Origin of the sequence: Kribbella sp. VKM Ac-2569 (genome assembly GCF_004216905.1) — a bacterium.
Classification (GTDB): domain Bacteria; phylum Actinomycetota; class Actinomycetes; order Propionibacteriales; family Kribbellaceae; genus Kribbella.
This window is the reverse complement of record NZ_SGXJ01000005.1, coordinates 368,717-388,314: the sequence shown is the minus strand read 5'-3', so window position 1 is coordinate 388,314 and position 19,598 is coordinate 368,717. Positions and strand designations below refer to the sequence as shown.

Sequence of the window (19,598 nt, the reverse complement as noted above, 5' to 3'; positions counted from 1 at the left end):
CCCTGGACAGTTCTGAACTCGCGTGCCTGAGCCCGAGGTGCCGTCGTACTCTGGATTGGTGCCTTCGACATCGGACATGGCGGTGGTGGTCGCGCACGATCAAGCCGTCGGGCGACTGCGGGAGTCGTACGAGCAGATTCCGCCGGGCGAGCCCGTTCGGCTGGCGAAGCGCAGCTCGAATCTCTTCCGGCCGCGCACCGATCTCGAACGCCCCGGGCTGGACGTCTCGAAGCTGACCGGCGTGATCAGCGTGGACCCAGTGGCGCGGACGGCCGACGTGCAGGGCATGTGCACGTACGAGGACCTGGTCGCGGCGACCCTCCCGCACGGGCTGACGCCGATGGTCGTGCCGCAGCTCAAGACGATCACGCTCGGCGGCGCGGTGACCGGGCTCGGCATCGAGTCGTCGTCGTTCCGCGCCGGCCTCCCGCACGAGTCCGTGCTCGAACTGGACATCCTCACCGGCGCCGGCTCATTGGTCACGGCGCGTCCCGAGGGCGAGCACGCCGACCTGTTCCGGATGTTCCCGAACTCGTACGGCACGCTCGGGTACGCGACCCGGTTGCGCATCGAGCTCGACCGCATCTCGCCGTACGTCGCCCTCCGGCACATCCGGCTCGGCCTCGACGCGCTGGCCCCGGCCGTCGACGAGATCGTTGCCTCAGGCACGTACGACGGTGAGCCGGTGCACTTCGTCGACGGCGTCGCGTTCAGCCCGTCGGAGGCGTACCTGACCCTCGGCCGGAACAGCGACGCCGCAGTGAAGACGAGCGACTACACCGGTCAGCAGATCTACTACCGGTCGATCCAGCAGCGCCAGAAGGACTTTCTCACCGCGCACGACTACCTCTGGCGCTGGGACACCGACTGGTTCTGGTGCTCGGCAGCGTTCGGTGCACAGCATCCCGTCGTACGTCGGCTGTGGCCGAAGCGCTGGCGGCGTAGCGACGTGTTCCACAAGATCGTCGGCTTCGAGAACCGGCATCACGTCGCCGCCCGACTGGACCGTCGGCGCGGGAAGCCTGACCGCGAGCGCGTGGTGCAGGACGTGGAGATCCCGGTCGCCCGGCTCGCGGACTTCCTGCGCTGGTTCGACACTCAGGTGGGCATGCGCCCGGTGTGGCTGTGCCCGCTCCGACTGCGAGGATCCGAGTCCTGGCCGCTCTATCCACTGCAGCCCGGCGAGACGTACGTGAACGTCGGCTTCTGGGGCACCGTCCCGATCGTCCCCGGCGCCGCGGACGGGGACGTCAACCGGCAGATCGAGCAGGCCGTCACCGACTTCGGCGGCCACAAGTCCTTGTACTCCGACGCCTACTACGACCGTGACACCTTCGACCGGCTCTACAACGTCGCAGCGCTGGACAAGGTGAAGAAACGCTACGACCCGGACGCCCGGCTCACCGGGCTCTACGAAAAGGCGGTGACGCGGCGATGACGACGCTAGCGACCCAGGTTTCGATCGCCGAAGCCCTCACGGCCGTGACTCCGGACGGGCTGCCGTTCCGGTTCACGGCGTACGACGGCAGCGCGGCCGGACCGGACAACTCCCTCGTGCACATGCATCTCGCCTCCGAGCGTGGACTCTCGTACGTACTGACCGCGCCTGGCGACCTCGGTATGGTCCGCGCGTACGTGATGGGTGACCTGGAGATCACCGGTGTGCATCCGGGCGACCCGTACGACCTGATGCGGATGATGCTGAACCAGTTCCACTTCCACCGTCCGACGCCCAGCGAAGCGCTGCGCATCGTCCGCGGTCTCGGCTGGAATCACCTGAAGCCACCGCCACCACCGCCGCAGGAGCACCTGCCGAAATGGCGTCGTACCTTCGAGGGTCTGCGGCACTCGAAGGCGCGGGACAAGGCGGCGATCCACCACCACTACGACGTGTCGAACCGGTTCTACGAGTTGATCCTCGGACCGTCGATGACCTACACGTGCGCGGTCTACCCGTCGGCCGGTGCCACGCTCGAGGAGGCGCAGGCGGAGAAGTACGACCTGGTCGCGCGCAAACTCGACCTGCAACCGGGGCAACGGCTCCTCGACGTCGGCTGTGGCTGGGGCGGCATGGTCCGGCACGCGGCCCGCGAGTACGGCGTCCAGGCGCTCGGCGTCACGTTGTCCGCGGCCCAGGCGGAGTGGGCGACCCAGGCGATCAAGCGGGATGGCCTGGAGGACCGCGCCGAGGTGCGGTTCCTCGACTACCGCGACGTCGCCGAGCGCGACTTCGACGCGATCAGCTCGATCGGCCTGACCGAACACATCGGCGTCCGTAACTACCCGTCGTACTTCGGTTTCCTGCTCGACCGGCTGAAGCCGGGCGGCCGGCTGCTCAACCACAGCATCACGCGGCCGGACAACCGGTTCCGCTCGACCGGCGCGTTCATCGACCGTTACATCTTCCCGGACGGCGAACTGATCGGCTCCGGCCGGATCATCGCCGAGGCCCAGGACGCCGGCTTCGAGGTCCGCCACGAGGAGAACCTCCGCGAGCACTACGCCCTCACCCTGGCCGGCTGGTCCGCCAACCTCCGCGCGAACTGGGACGAGGCCGTGGCCGAAGTCGGCTACCCAACCGCCAAGATCTGGGGCCTCTACCTGGCCGCCTGCCGCGTCGGCTTCGAACGCAACACCACCCAACTCCACCAGATCCTCGCCGTGAAACTCGACGCCGAAGCCGACGCCCACTTCCCCCTCCGCCCCAACTGGGGAAGCTGAGCTCATGTCCGGCGCGCATGAAAAGCGCGCCGGACAGGCATTGGACCTCGGCACTCGGGTGAGGTGAGGCTGGTCGGGTGATCGAGTTCGGTGTGCTGATGGACGTTCGGGAGGGTGGGTACTGCGGGGAGCGGATAGGCGAGGTGGTGATTGCCGAGGAGCTCGGGTTCGACGGCGTCTGGGTGTCGGAGCATCACCTGACGGGGGACGGGATGTTGCCGGCGCCGTTGGTGATGGCCGGGGTGCTGGCGGCGCGGACCGATCGGATCCGGATCGGGACGAACATTCTCGTGTTGCCGCTGCACCATCCGTTGCGGGTGGCCGAGGACGCGGCCGTGGTCGACCTGGTGTCCGGTGGGCGGCTGGCGCTGGGGGTCGGGCAGGGGTACTCGGAGCGGGAATTCGCCGCCTTCGGGGTCGACCGGCGACGACGCGGGGCGCTGCTCGAGGAGGGTGTGCGGGCCATCCGTACGGCGTGGTCGGAGGCGGCCCCGCGACCGCACGGCAGGATCCCGATCTTCGTCGCGGGCGTGACCGCTGCCGGCCTCCGCCGAGCGGCGCGGCTGGGTGACGGCGTGATCATCTACTGTGCGACCCCGGCCGACCTGATCGCGCGGCGGAAGCTGCTCGACGAGGTCGTCGACGATCCGCCGCCGCTGATCTGCACCGGGATCATGCATGTGGACGACGACGCGGATCGTGCCTGGGCGGAGGCCGCGCCGGGAATCGCTTACCTGGAAGGCGAAATCGCGTCATACGGCGGGACCGAACCGCCGCCATTGCACCGCGAGGACTACCTCGTGGGTACGCCGGACGACGTCGCCGCCCGGTTGATCGACCTGCACGCAGCCACCCGGTTCGTCCACTTCGCCCACTGGCTCCGGCTGCCCACGCTCTCCCATGAAGCCGCCGTACGTTCCCTCGAACTCATCGCGCGCCGGGTGATTCCCGCCGTACGGGCTGGTGTGGGCCGCTAGCTTGGGGACAGGACGACTTCAGGGAGCGGCGATGGGCGGCGGGCGGGCGACGGCTGTGGTGGCTGCGTTGGCGTTGGTCAGCGGGTGTTCGGATGCGGCGCCGACCAGTTCCCCGTCGACGTCGGCTCCGGCCAGTTCAGGTACGGCGGCGCCTACGGGCACGCTCCAGCTGACGGTGGCGGGGACGGTGGCGACGGGGATCGAGGTGCCGTGGGGGTTGGCGTTCTTGCCGGACAAGAGTGCGCTGGTGGCTGAGCGGGACTCCGGGAAGATCAAGCGGATCGCCGGGCAGGACGTGACCGACGTCGGGACTGTGGACGACGTGAAGTCGTCGTCGGAGGGCGGGCTGCTCGGGCTGGCGGTGGATCCGGGGTACCCGGGGAAGCCGTACATCTACGCCTATTACTCGGGCGGGGACGACAACCGGATCGCGCGGATCACCTACCAGGACGGGAAGCTGTCGGACCAGCAGGTCATCCTGGAGGGGATTCCGGCGGCGGCGATCCACAACGGCGGCCGGCTCCGGTTCGGGCCGGACGGATTCCTGTACGCCGGGACCGGCGACGGGTCGGACCGGCCGAACTCGCAGGACGACGACTCGCTGGGCGGAAAGATCCTGCGGATCACCACCGAGGGCAAGGCGGCACCGGGCAACCCGGACGGCCGTGTCTGGATCACAAAGGGCCATCGCAACGTCCAGGGCCTCGCGTTCGACGGGAACCAGTTGTACGCCGCCGAGTTCGGGCAGAACACCTGGGACGAGCTCAACGCGATCACTCCTGGCTCGAACTACGGCTGGCCGGCCGCCGAGGGCATCAGCCAGCTGGACGGGATGACCGACCCGATCGCGCAATGGCACACGGCCGATGCGTCGCCGTCGGGGATCGCGTTCGCCAAGGGGTACGTGTTCATGGCGTCGCTGCGCGGCCAGCGGCTCTGGGCGATACCGGTTGCCGGAGGCAAACGAGTTGGCGAGCCGCAGGCGTTCTTCACCAGCCAGTACGGGCGTCTGCGGACGGTCGAACTCGCACCGGACGCCTCGTTGTGGGTCACCACGTCGAACACCGACGGCCGCGGCGGCACCCGCGACGGCGACGACCGCATCCTCCGGGTGACAATCAGCACCTCCTGATCCGTCAACCGTTTGGGTTCTTCGGTCGTCTGGTACTTGTTGAAGAACAGTGACCTGAGGAGGAGATCGGTATGCCGACCGGCCAGGCGTCTGGCGTCCCCAGCAGTGTGATCGCAGCGGTGAGCAGGTTCGACGATGCTCAGCGAACAGTCGAGTACCTCAGAAGCTATGGGATGAACGCGGCGAACCTGGAGATCGTCGGCGCCGGACTCCGGCAAGCCACCAGACGCAGAGCGGTCCCGGTCGTCCGGCTCACCGCAACGACCGCGCTGCAGGGCGCGTTGCTCGGCGTCCTCGCGGCCGTCTTCATCACCCTGGTCGCGGAGACCACGTTGACCGGTCTCGCGGTCGTGGTCTGGGGCTTCGTGTACGGCGTACTCGTCGGAGCCCTCTGGGGCTTGTTCCGCGGACTCGTGCGTAATCGGCCGGAGCTCGTCAGCACCGAGATCCTGCCGACCCGCTACGAGGTCCGCTGCCCGGCCGAGGAGCTGACGGTCGCCCAGACCCTACTCGCCGACGCCGCAGACGTGGACGACGGCCGAGTAGACCGCGGAGTAATAGCTGACGCCCCAGAACCCGAGAAGGACGCAGCCTGACGGCGAGGGGGTGCAGCGAACTGCACCCCCTCGGTCAGTCAGATGCCCAGCTTCTCGTTCAGGAGTTGGCGGACCTTGGCGGCGTCGGCCTGGCCGCGCATGTCCTTCATGACCGCGCCGATCAGCGCGCCGGCCGCGGCCGGCTTCCCGGAGTTGACCTTCTCGACCACGTCCGGGTTCGCCGCGATCGCGCGGTCGATCGCCTCGAGCAGCGCCGAGTCGTCCGACACCAGCGCCAGCCCACGCTTCTCGATGATCTCCGCCGGCGTACCTTCACCGGCGAGCAGACCCTCGAACACCTGCCGCGCGATCTTGTCGTTCAGCGTGCCGTCGTCGACGAGCTTCTGCACCTCGGCGACCTCGGCCGGCCCGACTCCCAGCGCGTCCAGGTCGTGACCGGACTCGTTCGCCGAGCGGGCCAGCTCACCCAGCCACCACTTCTTCGCGGCCGCCGGCGTGACGCCGAGCTCGATGGTCGCCACGATCGGCTCCAGCGCGTTGCCGTTGATGACGTCGCGCATCTCCAGGTCGGTGAAACCCCAGTCCTCCTGCAGCCGCGCACGACGTACCGAAGGAGCCTCGGGCAGGGTCGCGCGCAGCTCCTCGACCCACTCGCGCGACGGCGCGACCGGGACCAGGTCGGGCTCCGGGAAGTACCGGTAGTCGTCGGCGTCGGACTTTTCCCGGCCGGACGTGGTGATGCCGGTGTCCTCGTGCCAGTGCCGGGTCTCCTGCAGGATCTTGCCGCCGGACGACAGCACGGCCGCCTGCCGGGTGATCTCGTACGTCACCGCGCGCTCGACCGAGCGGAACGAGTTCACGTTCTTGGTCTCGGTCCGCGTGCCCAGAACGGTCGAGCCGTGCGGCTTCAGCGAAACGTTCGCGTCGCAGCGCAGCGAGCCTTGGTCCATCCGCACGTCGGAGACGCCCAGCGCAAACAGCAGGTCACGCAGCATGCTGACGTACGCACGCGCCACCGCCGCAGCCTTCGCCGGCGGCACCTCGATCGTCTTGGTGACGATCTCGATCAGCGGGATACCGGCCCGGTTGTAGTCCACCAGGGAGTGCGAAGCGCCGTGGATTCGGCCGGTCGCGCCCCCGACGTGGGTCGACTTGCCGGTGTCCTCCTCCATGTGCGCGCGCTCGATCTCGATCCGGTACGTCTCGCCGTCGACGACGACCTCGGTCCAGCCGTTGAACGCGATCGGCTCGTCGTACTGCGAGGTCTGGAAGTTCTTCGGCATGTCCGGGTAGAAGTAGTTCTTCCGGGCGAACCGGCACCACTCGGCGATCTCGCAGTTCAGCGCCAGGCCGATCTTGATCGCGGACTCGACGGCCTTCGCGTTCACCACCGGCAGCGCGCCCGGCAGACCGAGGCAGACCGGGCAGGTCTGGGTGTTCGGCGGGGCGCCGAACTCGGTCGGGCAGCCGCAGAACATCTTCGACTTCGTGTTCAGCTCGACATGGACCTCGAGACCCATCACCGGGTCGTAGGTCGCCAGCGCGTCGTCGATCTCCAATACCGCGGCAGTCATCGGGTCACCTCCAGCTCCGGAGCCTTGGTCATCAGTACGCCGCCCCACTGCTCGGCCAGCGCGGACTCCAGCGCGGCGCCGACCGTGTAGAGCAGGTCGTCGCGCATCACCGGCGCCATCACGTGGAAGCCGACCGGCAGGCCGTCCTCGTCGGCGAGGCCGCACGGGAACGACGCAGCCGCGTTACCGGCCAGGTTGGACGGGATCGTGCACAGGTCGTTCTTGTACATCGCGATCGGGTCGTCGATCCGGTCGCCGATCGCGAACGCGGTCGTCGGCGTGGCCGGCGAGACCAGTACGTCGACCTGCTCGTAGGCCTTGGCGAAGTCGCGTGCGATCAGCGTCCGCACCTTCTGCGCCTGGCCGTAGTACGCGTCGTAGTACCCGCTCGACAGCGCGTGCGTGCCGAGGATGATGCGGCGCTTCACCTCGGCGCCGAAACCGGCCTCGCGGCTCAGGCTCGTCACCGTCTCCGCGCTGTTGGTGCCGTCGTCGCCGACCCGCAAGCCGTACCGCATCGCGTCGAACTTGGCCAGGTTGGACGAGGCCTCGCTCGGCAGGATCAGGTAGTACGCCGGAAGCGCGTACTCGAAGTGCGGGCAGGAGACCTCGACCACCTCGGCGCCGAGCTTGGTGAGCAGCTCGACCGCCTCGTGGAAGCGGGCCTCGACACCCGGCTGGTACCCCTCGCCGCCGAGCTCCTTGACGACACCGATCCGCAGACCGGCGACGTCACCGTTGCGGGCGGCCTCGACGACGGCCGGGACCGGCTGGTTGATCGAGGTCGAGTCCATCGGGTCGTAGCCGGCGATCGCCTCGTGCAGCAGCGCCGCGTCGAGCGTCGTCCGCGCGCACGGACCGGGCGTATCCAGCGATGACGCCAGCGCGATCAATCCGTACCGCGAGGTCCCGCCGTACGTCGGCTTCACACCGACGGTGCCGGTGAACGCGCCGGGCTGCCGGATCGAGCCGCCAGTGTCGGTGCCGATCGCCAGCGGCGCCTCGTACGCCGAGATCGCGGCCGACGAACCGCCGCCGGAACCACCCGGGATCCGGTTCAGGTCCCACGGGTTGTGGGTGGTGCCGTACGCCGAGTTCTCGGTGGAGGAGCCCATCGCGAACTCGTCCATGTTGGTCTTGCCGAGGATCACGATCCCGGCCGCCTTCAGCCGCTTCACGACCGTCGAGTCGTACGGCGGCTTCCAGCCCTCGAGGATCTTCGAACCGGCCGTGGTCGGCACACCCTCCTGGGTGAGCACGTCCTTCAGCGCCAGCGGTACGCCGGCCAGCGGGGACAGCTGCTCGCCCGCGGCGCGCTTGCCGTCGACCGCCTTCGCCTGCGCCAGCGCGCCTTCGGTGTCGACGTGCAGGAACGCGTGCACGTCACCGTCGACGGCGGCGATCCGGTCGAGGTGCGCCTGGGTGATCTCCACCGAGCTTGCCTGCCCGGACGTCATCAACTCCGCCAGCTCAGCGGCGGTTTTCCTGGTGAGGTCACTCATCGTCAGTCCTCCTCCAGGATCCGCGGCACCCGGAAACGCTGCTCTTCCGCGGCGGGCGCGCCGGACAGCGCCTGCTCGGGGGTGAGGCACGGGACGTTCTCGTCGGCGCGCATCACGTTGGTCAGCGGCAGGGCGTGCGAGGTCGGCGGGATGTCGTCCGCCGCCACCTGGCTGACCTGCCCGACCAAGGTGATGATCTGGTCGAGCTGCGGCGCAAGGTGGTCGAGCTCGTCGTCGGAGAGCTCGATCCGCGCCAGTCGCGCCAGGTGGGCGACCTCTTCGCGGGTAATCGATGGCATGAACTGATCCAATGGTTCGCAGGACTTCCGCAGCGTGTTCCGCCGCGACCCGAGCCATCCTAGTGGGCCGCTGTGACAGGCACGTTGCGTCGCCCCCTGGGCTGTGGACAACGGCGGGATGAGATGGGTCGGCGTGTCTCTGCCTACCGCTCTGTAACATGGGCGGCGACAAGGCGTTACGCGCAAGGTGATCGGCTGGGAGATGATCGTTCGGTGTTCCTGCTGCGCTTGATCATCCCCGACCGGCCCGGTTCGCTGGGCGTGGTGGCGACGGCCCTCGGCGAGGTGGACGCCGACATCCACGCGATCGAGATCGTCGAGCACCGGCGGGAGAACGGCACCGCCGTCGACGACATCGTGGTCGACCTGCCACCGGGCGTGCTCCCGGACCGCCTGGTCTCCGCCTGCAACGGCGTACCCGACGTCGAGGTCATCTGGTTCTCGCGGTACGGCGCCGGCGGCGGACTGCACATGGACCTGGAAGCGGTCGAGCAGATGACCTCGGCGCCCGCGGACGCGATCGACATCCTGGTCGAGCAGTCACCGGCCGTGCTGCACGCGGACTGGGCGGCGCTGCTCGACGGCACCGGCAGCGAGGTGAAGGTCGCGCTCGAGACCAGCGCGACGCCGGAGTTCGGTGACATGGCAGGCGCCTGGCTCCCGCTGGAGAAGGCGACCACGCTGGAAGCCCCGGACCACAAGGGCCTGTCCGAGTCGGTGCTGGTCGCCGCGCCCCTGGACTCCGACCGGCGTGTCCTCGTGATCGGCCGCCGCGGTGGGCCCGAGTTCCTCGGCTCCGAGGTGGCCCGCCTCTCCTACCTGGCCTCCCTGGCCGTCACCATCCGCGCCACCGCCTGACCCAACGCGAAAACCCCCGCTCGCCGAATCTCTGCGAGCGGGGGTTTGCTGTGTCTCAGGTGAACTGGAAGTACGCGAGGGCCCAGAGGCCCGCGATGATCAGCAGGACGACGACGCCGATCAGGCTGACGATCAGGATCGCCTGGCTGTTGCTGCCGTTCCGGTCCGGGAGGTCGAACTGGGTGGGACCCCAGGCCCCACCGCCGTCGACCCGCGGGACCGCCTCGGGCGGTGGCTGGGCCATCGTCCGAGACTCCCGCTTCTCCCGGGGGAACTTCAATCCGTCCTCCGTGCTGCTCTCTACTGCCAAGTGGTGCTGATCAGGCGTAGAACGACTCGTACTGGATCGAGACCTGCTGCGACGTGTAGCTCGCCGAGGTGTTCCCGCTGATCTCGACCTTCCAGCCGCCTACATAAGCAGAGTACGGCTTCCCGTCGTTGTGCGCGTCGACGTACGCCTTCACGGCTGCGACGTTGCCGCCCTTGAGGGCACCGAAGGCGTCGCCCAGCGCGGCCGGCAGCGCCTTCTTGGCGTCCTCGGCCTCACCGGAGGCGCTGATCTCGATGTCCTTGATGCCCTTGCCGCTGCTGGCGTAGAAGAAGACCCGCTGGTACCCGTACTTGCCGATGTCCTTCTTGCAGGAGGTCGTGCAGACGTAGCCCTTGGCCTTCAGCGTCGTCACCAACTGTGCCTGGGTGGTGTCGAAGGACTGGTCCGGCAGGTCCAGTGAGTCCTCGCCGGACTTGTGACCGGTCAGCCGGACGCTCTGGCCCTGGTTGCTGAGCTGGAACTCGCCCCAGGTGGTGCCGACCTCGTCGGAACGCTGACCGGTCTTCACCGCGTCCTGGACCTTCTTCACCTGGTCGGCGCCGAACGTGTCGTTGCCGAGCGCCTGCAGCACCTGGTCGAAGGCGACCTGGGCGTTGTTGAAGTTGTCGTCGTCCTCGGCCTGCAGCCGCACCGCGATGATGCTGCCGTCGGACTGGAACTGGAAGATCGCCTCGGCGCCCTTGCGGCCGTCCTGCTTGAAGCAGCCGCGGTGCGCGCCCTGACCGGTGTTGAACAGGTCGCTGCAGCCGAAGCCGAGGCCCTGCAACTTCTCGGTCGCGGTCTTGGCCTGGCCGGTCGCGTTACCGAGCTCGCCGTTCTGGCCGGGACCGCCGGAGGTGGAGGTCGTCGGTTGGCCGGTCGGCTCACCCGTCGGCTGCTCGGTGGTCGTCGGGTTCGACGTCGGGGTCTCGTCGTCACCAGCGAACGCGCGGATGCCGAGGAACACCAGCAGGCCGATCACAATGAGACCGACCACACCGCCACCGATCACCAGCGGCAGCTTCTCCTTGCTGATGCCACCCGGGCCCTTGGAACCCGGACCGCCCGGCTGCCACTGCTGGCCCGGACCGCCCTGCTGCTGGTGCCATCCGCCTTGCTGCTGCTGGCGCTGGCCCCACGACTGCTGCTGGTACGCGCCACCCTGCTGCGGCGGCTGACCCCAGCCACTCGCGGGCGGCTGTCCCTGCTGCGGCTGTCCATGTTGGCCAGGCTGCCCCGGTTGCCCGGGCTGCTGACCCCAGCCGCCCTGCTGCGGGGGCTGGTCCTGTCGCGGCGGCTGACCGTGCGGGGGCTGACCGTGCGGGGGCTGGCCTTGCTGCGGCTGCTGCGGGGGCTGTCCCCAGCCGCCGCCCTGGCCTTGGCCCGGGGGCTGCTGTCCCCAGCCACCCTGCTGTGGCGGCTGGCCGCCTTGTCCCCCGTGCTGCCCGCCTGGCTGGCCCCCCGGCTGCCCAGGACCCCATGGTCCCTGCGGCGGCGTCGTCATATGTGCTCCTTCTGACCCAGGTGTCGACGTGCAAAGTTAACAGTCGGACGGCTCAGCGCCGCCGCTGGATCCATCCGGTTCGTGGCGTGCCGAAATCGTTACGACTCGTCGGCCGTCGGCGTGGTCGCCACTGCGGAGGCCGCCTCGGCGCCGTCGTCGAGCAGCACCCGGAACCCGGCGGCGTCCAGAATCCGTACGCCGAGCTGGACGGCCTTGTCGTACTTCGATCCCGGCGAATCGCCGACGACCACGAACGACGTCTTCTTCGACACCGAGCTCGCGACCTTCCCGCCGCGCCCGACGATCGCCTCGGTCGCCTCGTCCCGGCTGAACCCCTCGACGGTCCCGGTCACCACGACCGACAGCCCGATCAGCGTCTGCGGCAGCGTCGGGCCGGTGCGCTCCTCGCGCATGACCACGCCGGACGCCTGCCATTTGTCCACGATCGCCTGGTGCCACGGCACCTGGAACCACTCGATCATCGCCTGCGCGATGGTCGGCCCGACGCCCTCGGTCTCGGCCAGTTGCTCCTCACTGGCTGCCCGGACCTCGTCGATGGTCCGGAACACCTCTGTCAGCGCCACCGCCGCGGTCGGCCCGACGTGGCGGATCGACAGCCCGACCAGCACCCGGGACAGCGGTTTGGTCTTCGCCTCCTCGAGGTTCGCCAGCAGCTTGCGGGCGATCGCCGACAGCGCGCCGGCCTTCGTGGTGAAGAACTCGCTCTCGGCCAGCTTCTCCTCGGTGAGCGCGAACAGGTCGCCCTCGTCGGCGATCAGCCCGCCGCGGATGAGCGCGTCGGCCGCCTTGAACCCGAGCCCCTCGATGTCGAACGCGGACCGCCCGGCCAGGTAGAACAGCCGCTCCCGCAGCTGGCCCTGGCAGTACTGCGAGTTCGGGCAGCGGATGTCGACGTCCGACTCCTTGGCCGGCGCCAGCACCGTGTCGCACCACGGGCACCGGGTCGGCATCTCCCACGCCGGCAGGCCCTTCGGACGCAGGTCCACCACCGGTCCGAGGACCTCGGGGATCACGTCACCCGCTTTCCGCAGTACGACGGTGTCGCCCGGGCGGACGTCCTTGCGGGCGACCTCCTTGGCATTGTGGAGGGTCGCGTACTCGACCGTGGAACCGGCCACGCGGACCGGCTCCATGTGCGCGAACGGGGTGACCCGGCCGGTGCGGCCGACGTTCACCTCGATCTCGATCAGCTTGGTGTTGACCTCTTCCGGCGGGTACTTGTACGCGATCGCCCAGCGCGGGGCGCTCGAGGTCGACCCGAGCGCGCGCTGCAGGTCGACTTCGTCGACCTTCACCACGACGCCGTCGATCTCGTGGTCCACCGAGTGCCGGTTCTCGCCGTAGTACGCGATGAACTCGTTGACCTCGTCGAGCGTGCCGACCCGGCGGGCGCGGTCGCTGACCGGCAGGCCCCAGGCCTTCAACTGGTCGTACGCCTCCGAGAGCCGGCCGACGTGATAGCCGTCGACCTTGCCGAGGCCGTGCACGACGAACCGCAGCGGACGGCCGGCCGAGATCCGCGGGTCCTTCTGGCGCAGCGATCCGGCCGCGCTGTTCCGCGGGTTGGAGAACACGTCCTTGCCGGCCTCGACGAGCTGGGCGTTGAGCTCCTCGAAGTCCTCGACCCGGAAGTAGACCTCGCCGCGGACCTCCATGAACGTCGGGAGGTCGTCGCCGCGCAACTGCTCCGGGATGCCCTTGATCGTCCGGACGTTCGGCGTCACGTCCTCGCCGGTGCGCCCGTCGCCGCGGGTCGCGCCGCTGACCAGCTTGCCGTTCTCGTACACCAGGTCGAGGGCGAGGCCGTCCACCTTGAGCTCGCAGAGGAAGCCGCTGTCGTGGATCTGCTTGACCGTGACCTCGCGCTCCAGCCGCTTCGCCCAGGCCTCCATCTGCTCGGCGGAGAACGCGTTGCCGAGGCTCTCCATCCGCGTCGGGTGGTCGACCGGCGTGAACAGCGTGGAGATCGGCGCGCCGACCTTCTGGGTGGGCGAGTCCGGCGTCCGGAGCTCCGGGTACTGCTCCTCGAGGCCCTGCAGCTCGTGCATCAGCGCGTCGAAGTCCGCGTCCGAGATGATCGGGCTGGCCAGGTAGTACCGCGCCCGGTGGTCCTCGATCTCCTGGCTCAGCTCCGCGTGCCGTGTCCGCACGTCCGCGGGCGCCTCAACGATCTCGCTCATGAGGTGAATTTACAGGGATTCACCGACATTTCTGCTCAGGAATCGGCGGCTTCGCCGACGACGTCGACGATGTCGCGGAGGAGCTTCAACCGCGCTCTGGCATCGGCCGGTGACGGAGCGGCCGCAAGCCCGCAGGCGGGCGTGATGACGACCTTCTTCAGCAGTTCCGGGTCGAGGCCGAGCTCGCGCCAGCGGCGTACGAGCGGATCTGCTGCCTTCTCGGCGGACGGCAGCGCTCCGGTGGTGGGTACGACGCCCGCGTAGATCGTGGTGCCCGCCTCGGCGGCGATTGCGATCTGGTCCCACGCCGCGGTGTTCAGCAGGGCCGTGTCGACGGCCACCCCAGTGGCTCCCGACTTGGTGAAGACCTCGATCGGAGGGCGGGCCGCGCAGCAGTGGACGACGGTGGGTGCACCCGTGGTGAACAGGCTGAGGAGCTCGACAGCACCAGGCCCGTCGACAGACCGGTGCTTGCTCCAGCCGGAAGCAGTCGGTACAGCTCCCGCGAGTACTGCGGGCAGCCCGGGCTCATCCACCTGCAGCAGGACCTCTGCTCCCGGCACCCGCTTCCGTACGTCGGCCACGTGCTGCTGCACACCATCCGCCAGAGCCTGCGCCAGGTCCCGCCGCGCACCGTGGTCCGCCAGCACCTTGTCCCCGCGCGGCCGCTCGACCGTTGCAGCCAGCGTCCACGGCCCGGTGACCTGTACCTTCAGCGGCCCCTGGTACCCGTCGGCGTACTCCTCCAGCACGTCCAGGTCCTCGTGCAGCAGCGCCCGCGCCCGCCGCTGGTCCAGACTGGCCCGTGAGTCCCCGCCACCGGTCAGCCGCCATCCGACCGGCTGCAGGTCCGCAGCCAACCCCGTCAGTACGGCGACGGTCCGGCTGATCATGTCGCCGTACGGACGCGCCGGGAGCTCAGGCAGGAACGGGAGGTCGACCAGCTCGAGTACGGCGCGCATCCACTCGCGGATGTCATCGCCGGGGAGCGAGCCCAGGCCAGTTGTTGTCATACCGCAGCAGTGACTCGCTCGACGGTGTCGATGGTCGCGGAGCCGATTACGCGCGTGCCGTCGTACAGGACGACCGCCTGTCCAGGGGCGACCGCGGACGTCGGCTGGTCGAAGGTCACCTGGACCTCGTCGCCGTCGACCTGTGCGGTGACAGCGACCTCTTCGCCGTGCGCACGGAGCTGCGCCTTCACCTGCAGCTCCTCTGTGGGAGCCGGGCCGCACCAGCGGGGCTTCGACGCCGTGAGGTGCGCGACGGCCAGCTCCTCGCGGGATCCGACGGTCACGGTGCGGTCGACCGGGCTGATGTCGAGGACGAAGCGCGGCTTGCCGTCGGCGGCCGGCGTACCGATCCGGAGGCCCTTGCGCTGGCCGATGGTGAAGCCGTGCGCGCCCTGGTGCTCCCCGAGCTTGTTGCCCTGCGCATCGATGATGTCGCCGGGTGCCTCGCCCAGCTGAGCGCTGAGGAAGCCCGCGGTGTTGCCGTCCGCGATGAAGCAGATGTCGTGGCTGTCCGGCTTGGCCGCCACCGACAGCCCCCGCCGCTCGGCCTCCTCGCGCACCTCGGTCTTGACCGTGTCGCCGAGCGGGAAGAACGCGTGCGCGAGCTGCTGCTGGGTCAGCACGCCAAGCACGTACGACTGGTCCTTGGCCGGGTCCACGGCTCGGTGCAGCTCGCGACCTTCAGGTGTGTCCACGATTTGCGCGTAGTGCCCGGTGGCGACCGCGTCGAAGCCGAGCGCGAGGGCTCGCTCCAGTACGGCGCTGAACTTGACCTTCTCGTTGCAGCGCAGGCACGGGTTCGGCGTGCGGCCGGCCGCGTACTCGCTGACGAAGTCCTCGACCACGTCGGCGTGGAACCGCTCGGCCAGGTCCCAGACGTAGAACGGGATGCCGATCACGTCCGCGGCCCGGCGGGCGTCACGGGAGTCCTCGATCGTGCAGCAGCCCCGCGCGCCGCTCCGGTACGACTGCGGGTTGCGGCTGAGCGCCAGGTGCACGCCGGTCACGTCGTGCCCGGCCTCGGCCATCCGCGCGGCCGCGACGGCGGAGTCGACTCCGCCGGACATGGCTGCGAGTACCCGCATCAGCTGTTCCTTCCCACGTTCTGCAGGCCGGCGGACTTCGCCCGCTCCACGACCGGCCCGATGTTCTCCAGTACGGCGTCGATGTCGGCGCGCGTACTCGTGTGCCCGAGGGTGAACCGGAGCGAGCCCCGGGCCCGCTGGTCGTCGTACCCCATCGCCAGCAGCACGTGACTCGGCTCGGCGACCCCGGCGTTGCACGCGGACCCGGTCGAGACCTCGATCCCGCGGGCGTCGAGCAGCAGCAACAGCGAGTCGCCCTCGCAGTCGCTGAAGGACAAGTGTGCGTTACCGGGCAAACGGTCCGTCGGGTCCCCCGACAGCAGCGCTCCCTCGACGGTGCCGGTGATGCCGGTGATCAGGGTGTCTCGCAGCTCGGTCAGCCGGCTGGCCGCGTCCGCCTGGTGCTTCACCGCGTGCTCGGCCGCCACCGCGAACCCGGCGGTCGCGGGCGCGTCGAGCGTGCCGGACCGTACGTCGCGCTCCTGTCCCCCGCCGTGCAGGATCGGCGTCAGCTGCGTCTCCTTGTGGACGACGAGCGCCCCGATCCCGTACGGACCACCGAGCTTGTGCGCGGACACCGTCATCGCGTCCACGCCCAGCTCAGCGAAGTCCACCGGCACCTGTCCGATCGCCTGCACGGCATCGGTGTGCACGGGTACGCCGTACTCCTGCGCGATCGCCGCGACCTCGGCGACCGGCTGCAGCGTGCCGACCTCGTTGTTCGCCATCATCAGCGTGATGAACGACACGGACTCCGGGTCGCGCTCGACAGCCCGCCGTACGTCGTCCGGACGCACACGACCCAGTTCGTCGACGGGGAGCCATTCGATCTCGGCGTGCTCGTGCTGACCGAGCCAGACCGCCGGGTCGAGCACCGCGTGGTGCTCGATGCCGCTCAGCAGGATCCGGCGCCGGCGCGGATCGGCCGCCAGGCGGGACCACCACAGGCCCTTCAGCGCGAGGTTGTCCGCCTCGGTGCCGCCGGAGGTGAACACGATCTCGCTCGGCTGCGCCCCGAGGGCCGCGGCGATCGACTCGCGGGATTCCTCGACCGTCCGCCGGGCGCACCGGCCGGAGCCGTGCAGTGACGACGCGTTACCGGTCCGCGAGAGGTGATAGGTCATCGCCTCGATCGCGGACGGGAGCATCGGGGTCGTCGCCGCGTGGTCCAGGTACACCGTGCGACGGTCGGAAGCAGTCATATCGGTTTCAAGGGTATGTCCGGCACGGATGTTCCCGCTCCCCGGGAGTCAGCGCGCGAGACCGATCGTGTACCGCTCCTCGAACCGGGCCCCGATTTGGTGGAACATCCCGGCCGCTTCCACGAGCGCGTCACGGTCCCCCGTCAGGCGGCCCTGGGCCCTTCGGAGGACCGCCTCCGCCCAAGCGTTCTCGCTCACGGCCCGCTCCAGATACCTCGCCGCATCGGGGTGCCCCGACACCACGGCCAGCTCCGCACCGGCAGCATGGGCATACGGAATCCACCATGGCTCGGTAAACGCCGCAAACGCCCGCTCAACCACATCAGCGTCGATTTTGTGGTGGTGGACGGCGAGGCGGGCTTCGACGAAGGCGGCGGGGGCGGCGAGGCCCGGGTCGTCGGTTGCGTCGGTGACGCGGGCGATCTCCAGGGCGCGGGCCTGCCAGACCGCGTCCTGACCGCTCCCGAGCAGTCCGTGGGCGAGCGCGGCCGCTGCAGCAGCCGAGGCCATCCAGGCCCGCGGCGGACACCCCGCCGCCCGCCAGCCGTTCCACATCACATCGGCCGCTTGTACGGCGTCCTCGAACCTTCCGGCGAGCGCGTAGGCACGCACTTTGCGCGGGGCCGTGATGTACGGGTGACCGTGCACCGGGTCGTCGATCAACTGCGCCAGCCGGAGGGCCTCGACGATGTCACCGACCGCGATCGCCGTAGTCGAGGCGACGTGGAAGGCGTCAACGATTTCGGCCGCCGCACGCGGGTCGTGCGCAGGAAGGGTTGCGGCCAGAGACATCCGCTCCTTCGACGCCGCGTCGGCCTCGCGCAACCGCCCGGCGGCGGCGACCGCAGTGCTGTAGGCGTCGAGCGCACTCATCAGATCCAACGGCTGGTTCGCCCGCCGAGCAGCGGCCACGGCAGCCTCCGCCGACGCGACCCCGAACCGATCCACCCAAGCCCGCGCCACCCGAACCAGAACGCTGTCTTCAGCGTTGTCAGGGAGCAGACTCGCTCCTCGGTCTTCGGGTAGTTCGGCCGGACGGGTCATCTCGTAGCGGTTCAGGATCGTCACCGCGTACCCCGCGGCGTCCAAGGTCCCATCCGCGGCCGACCGCATCATCAACTGGTAGGCGTGTCCGCCGTCCGCGACAACCATCGCGGCATCAGCAGCATCACGCAGATCGTCGTACCGCTCAGCCGCGTCCGCAGCCTGCCCGGCAGCAACCAGGTAATGCTCACGCGCCTCCAGAAAGCGCCTCCGAGCAAACGTCAGATGCGCAAGCTTGCGGGCAAGGAGCCGTACGCCGCCACTCGCCACCCGCAGGTCCGGAGCCAGCAGGTCGAACTCCTGCTGCCACTCCTCCCCCGCCTCCAGCTGCTGCTCCAGCTTGGCGGCCAACTGATCGGCCCACGTCACATGCAGCGCAGCAACCTCGTCGTACTCGTCCTTGAGCTCTTCGAGCGCGAAGACCCGCACGGTCTCCAGCATCCGCCAGCGACTGATCCCCGCGTGCTGGCTGCGGTGCAGAAGGCTCTTGTCGGTCAGCCGCCCCAGGAGGTCGCTCAACTCGCCCCTACTAAGGCCCGGCGTCACACCAGCAACAGCAGCGAGGTCGAACCCACCAACGAACACACCCAGCCGCCGGAACAACCCGCGCTCGTCGTCACCGAGCAGGTCGTAGCTCCAGCCGATCACCTGCGCCAATGAGTTGTGCCGCTCGTTCGGGCCACGTCCTCCGGCCAGGAGCCGCAGCCGGTCGTCCAACGCAGCCAGCAGACCGTCCGGCCCCAGCGACCCGGCACGAGCCGCAGCCAGCTCAATAGCCAGCGGTACGCCGTCCAACTCGGCACACACCTTCTGCGCAAGCTCACTGTCATCCGCCAACTCAGGCGCGACCAGAGCAGCCCTGTCCCGGAAGAGCTGCTCTGCCTCGGCTCCTAGCGTCAGCGGACCGAGCTGTACCGGCCGCTCCCCCGCCACGCCGAGACGCTCGCGGCTGGTGACGAGTACTGCCGTTTCGGTCGCCTCGGTGAGGATGCGGGCGACCAGACCGGCCACGTCGTCCAGCAGGTGCTCGCAGTTGTCCAGTACGAGCAGAGTGCGCCCGCGCTTGAGTCGTTCGAGTACGGCGTCCGCAAGGGTCTGCGGTGGTTGTTCGGTGGCCTGGAGTGCTTCGGCAACCGCAGCGACCACAAAACCAGGACGTACCGGGACGAGATCGACGACCGCTCCGCCGTACGGGTAGTTGTCGGCGACGTCCGCTGCGACCCGCAGCGCCAGACGGGTCTTGCCCACACCACCAGGTCCGAGCAGGCTGACGAGGCGGTTGCTGCCGAGTGCCCTGGTGAGCTCTGCGCGGTCCTGTTCGCGGCCGACGAACGTCGTACCTGGTCCAGCCGGCGTCCTGAAGCCCGGTGGTTGGGACTCCGCCACGTCCGCGAGCGCGGCGAGCTCATGCCGGTCCGCGACGCCGTACTTGCGCAGCAACGAGGAGATGTGGCTCTCGACGGTCCGGATGCTGATGTGCAGCCGCCGGGCGATCTGCGCGTTCGAGCGGTCGCCGGCGAGCGCCGCGAGCACCTCGGCCTCCCGCGCCGACACGTCCTTCGGACCAGCCATTCGCCCATCATGCGGGATCCGTGGTCCTTCCGTGGCCGGTACGGACG

The 19,598-nt window shown here is 69.3% G+C and carries 17 protein-coding genes; 6 read left to right on the top strand and 11 right to left on the bottom strand.

Translation table 11 applies throughout. From position 1 onward, the window contains the following. Positions 1–58: 58 nt before the first annotated feature. The 3 genes from EV649_RS32775 (at position 59) to EV649_RS32765 (ending at position 3,698) form a co-directional block, all read left to right on the top strand. The gene (locus tag EV649_RS32775; protein WP_241998970.1) at positions 59–1,438 is read left to right on the top strand and encodes an FAD-binding oxidoreductase; all 1,380 of its coding nucleotides are present in this window, start codon (positions 59–61) and stop codon (positions 1,436–1,438) included. Beyond that, positions 1,435–2,721: a cyclopropane-fatty-acyl-phospholipid synthase family protein gene (locus tag EV649_RS32770; RefSeq protein ID WP_130387527.1), complete on the top strand. Its 1,287-nt coding sequence runs from the start codon at positions 1,435–1,437 to the stop codon at positions 2,719–2,721. The genes EV649_RS32775 and EV649_RS32770 overlap by 4 nt, the downstream gene beginning before the upstream one ends. 77 nt (positions 2,722–2,798) lie before the next feature. Next, a complete protein-coding gene (locus EV649_RS32765; protein WP_130387526.1) occupies positions 2,799–3,698 on the top strand; it encodes an LLM class flavin-dependent oxidoreductase in 900 nt (299 codons plus the stop codon). A gap of 18 nt (positions 3,699–3,716) precedes the next feature. On the opposite strand, the gene EV649_RS41845 is transcribed toward EV649_RS32765, so the two are convergent. Further along, positions 3,717–3,935, bottom strand: coding sequence for a hypothetical protein (locus tag EV649_RS41845; protein ID WP_241998968.1), 219 nt, complete (start codon positions 3,933–3,935; stop codon positions 3,717–3,719). A gap of 10 nt (positions 3,936–3,945) precedes the next feature. Between EV649_RS41845 and EV649_RS32760 the strand changes: the two genes are divergently transcribed. Then, on the top strand, positions 3,946–4,830 hold the full coding sequence (locus EV649_RS32760) for a PQQ-dependent sugar dehydrogenase (RefSeq protein WP_241998966.1): 885 nt from the start codon (positions 3,946–3,948) through the stop codon (positions 4,828–4,830). Positions 4,831–4,901: 71 nt separating this feature from the next. Beyond that, positions 4,902–5,426: a hypothetical protein gene (locus EV649_RS32755; RefSeq protein WP_130387524.1), complete on the top strand. Its 525-nt coding sequence runs from the start codon at positions 4,902–4,904 to the stop codon at positions 5,424–5,426. A 38-nt stretch (positions 5,427–5,464) separates the two neighbouring features. On the opposite strand, the gene gatB is transcribed toward EV649_RS32755, so the two are convergent. The 3 genes from gatB to gatC are packed head-to-tail and all read right to left on the bottom strand — an operon-like array spanning position 5,465 to position 8,762. Continuing rightward, positions 5,465–6,961 (bottom strand): Asp-tRNA(Asn)/Glu-tRNA(Gln) amidotransferase subunit GatB, encoded by a 1,497-nt coding sequence (gene gatB, locus EV649_RS32750; RefSeq protein ID WP_130387523.1) that lies wholly within the window; start codon positions 6,959–6,961, stop codon positions 5,465–5,467. Next, the gene (gatA, locus tag EV649_RS32745; RefSeq protein ID WP_130387522.1) at positions 6,958–8,463 is read right to left on the bottom strand and encodes an Asp-tRNA(Asn)/Glu-tRNA(Gln) amidotransferase subunit GatA; all 1,506 of its coding nucleotides are present in this window, start codon (positions 8,461–8,463) and stop codon (positions 6,958–6,960) included. The genes gatB and gatA overlap by 4 nt, the downstream gene beginning before the upstream one ends. 2 nt (positions 8,464–8,465) lie before the next feature. Next, positions 8,466–8,762 carry an Asp-tRNA(Asn)/Glu-tRNA(Gln) amidotransferase subunit GatC gene (gene gatC / locus EV649_RS32740; protein WP_130387521.1) on the bottom strand — a complete coding sequence of 99 codons (297 nt, stop codon included), beginning with the start codon at positions 8,760–8,762 and terminating at the stop codon, positions 8,466–8,468. A 213-nt stretch (positions 8,763–8,975) separates the two neighbouring features. Between gatC and EV649_RS32735 the strand changes: the two genes are divergently transcribed. Next, the gene (locus EV649_RS32735; protein ID WP_130387520.1) at positions 8,976–9,620 is read left to right on the top strand and encodes an amino acid-binding protein; all 645 of its coding nucleotides are present in this window, start codon (positions 8,976–8,978) and stop codon (positions 9,618–9,620) included. Between the two features lie 55 nt (positions 9,621–9,675). Here the strand turns inward: EV649_RS32735 and EV649_RS32730 are convergent, their stop codons facing one another. The 7 genes from EV649_RS32730 to EV649_RS32700 all read right to left on the bottom strand — a co-directional run bounded on the left by EV649_RS32730 (position 9,676) and on the right by EV649_RS32700 (position 19,551). After that, positions 9,676–9,864 (bottom strand): hypothetical protein, encoded by a 189-nt coding sequence (locus EV649_RS32730; protein ID WP_241998964.1) that lies wholly within the window; start codon positions 9,862–9,864, stop codon positions 9,676–9,678. A 76-nt stretch (positions 9,865–9,940) separates the two neighbouring features. Next, positions 9,941–11,434, bottom strand: a complete 1,494-nt coding sequence (locus tag EV649_RS32725; RefSeq protein ID WP_130387518.1) for a PT domain-containing protein — start codon at positions 11,432–11,434, stop codon at positions 9,941–9,943. Between the two features lie 98 nt (positions 11,435–11,532). Further along, positions 11,533–13,635, bottom strand: a complete 2,103-nt coding sequence (gene ligA, locus EV649_RS32720; protein ID WP_130387517.1) for an NAD-dependent DNA ligase LigA — start codon at positions 13,633–13,635, stop codon at positions 11,533–11,535. Positions 13,636–13,670: 35 nt separating this feature from the next. Next, positions 13,671–14,648, bottom strand: coding sequence for a methionine synthase vitamin-B12 independent (locus EV649_RS32715; protein WP_130387516.1), 978 nt, complete (start codon positions 14,646–14,648; stop codon positions 13,671–13,673). After that, a complete protein-coding gene (gene mnmA, locus EV649_RS32710) occupies positions 14,645–15,733 on the bottom strand; it encodes a tRNA 2-thiouridine(34) synthase MnmA (RefSeq protein ID WP_130387515.1) in 1,089 nt (362 codons plus the stop codon). The genes EV649_RS32715 and mnmA overlap by 4 nt, the downstream gene beginning before the upstream one ends. Next, complete coding sequence (locus EV649_RS32705; protein ID WP_130387514.1) at positions 15,733–16,935, bottom strand: cysteine desulfurase family protein; 1,203 nt, start codon at positions 16,933–16,935, stop codon at positions 15,733–15,735. The genes mnmA and EV649_RS32705 overlap by 1 nt, the downstream gene beginning before the upstream one ends. 48 nt (positions 16,936–16,983) lie before the next feature. Further along, the gene (locus EV649_RS32700; protein ID WP_130387513.1) at positions 16,984–19,551 is read right to left on the bottom strand and encodes a LuxR C-terminal-related transcriptional regulator; all 2,568 of its coding nucleotides are present in this window, start codon (positions 19,549–19,551) and stop codon (positions 16,984–16,986) included. Positions 19,552–19,598 lie beyond the last annotated feature (47 nt).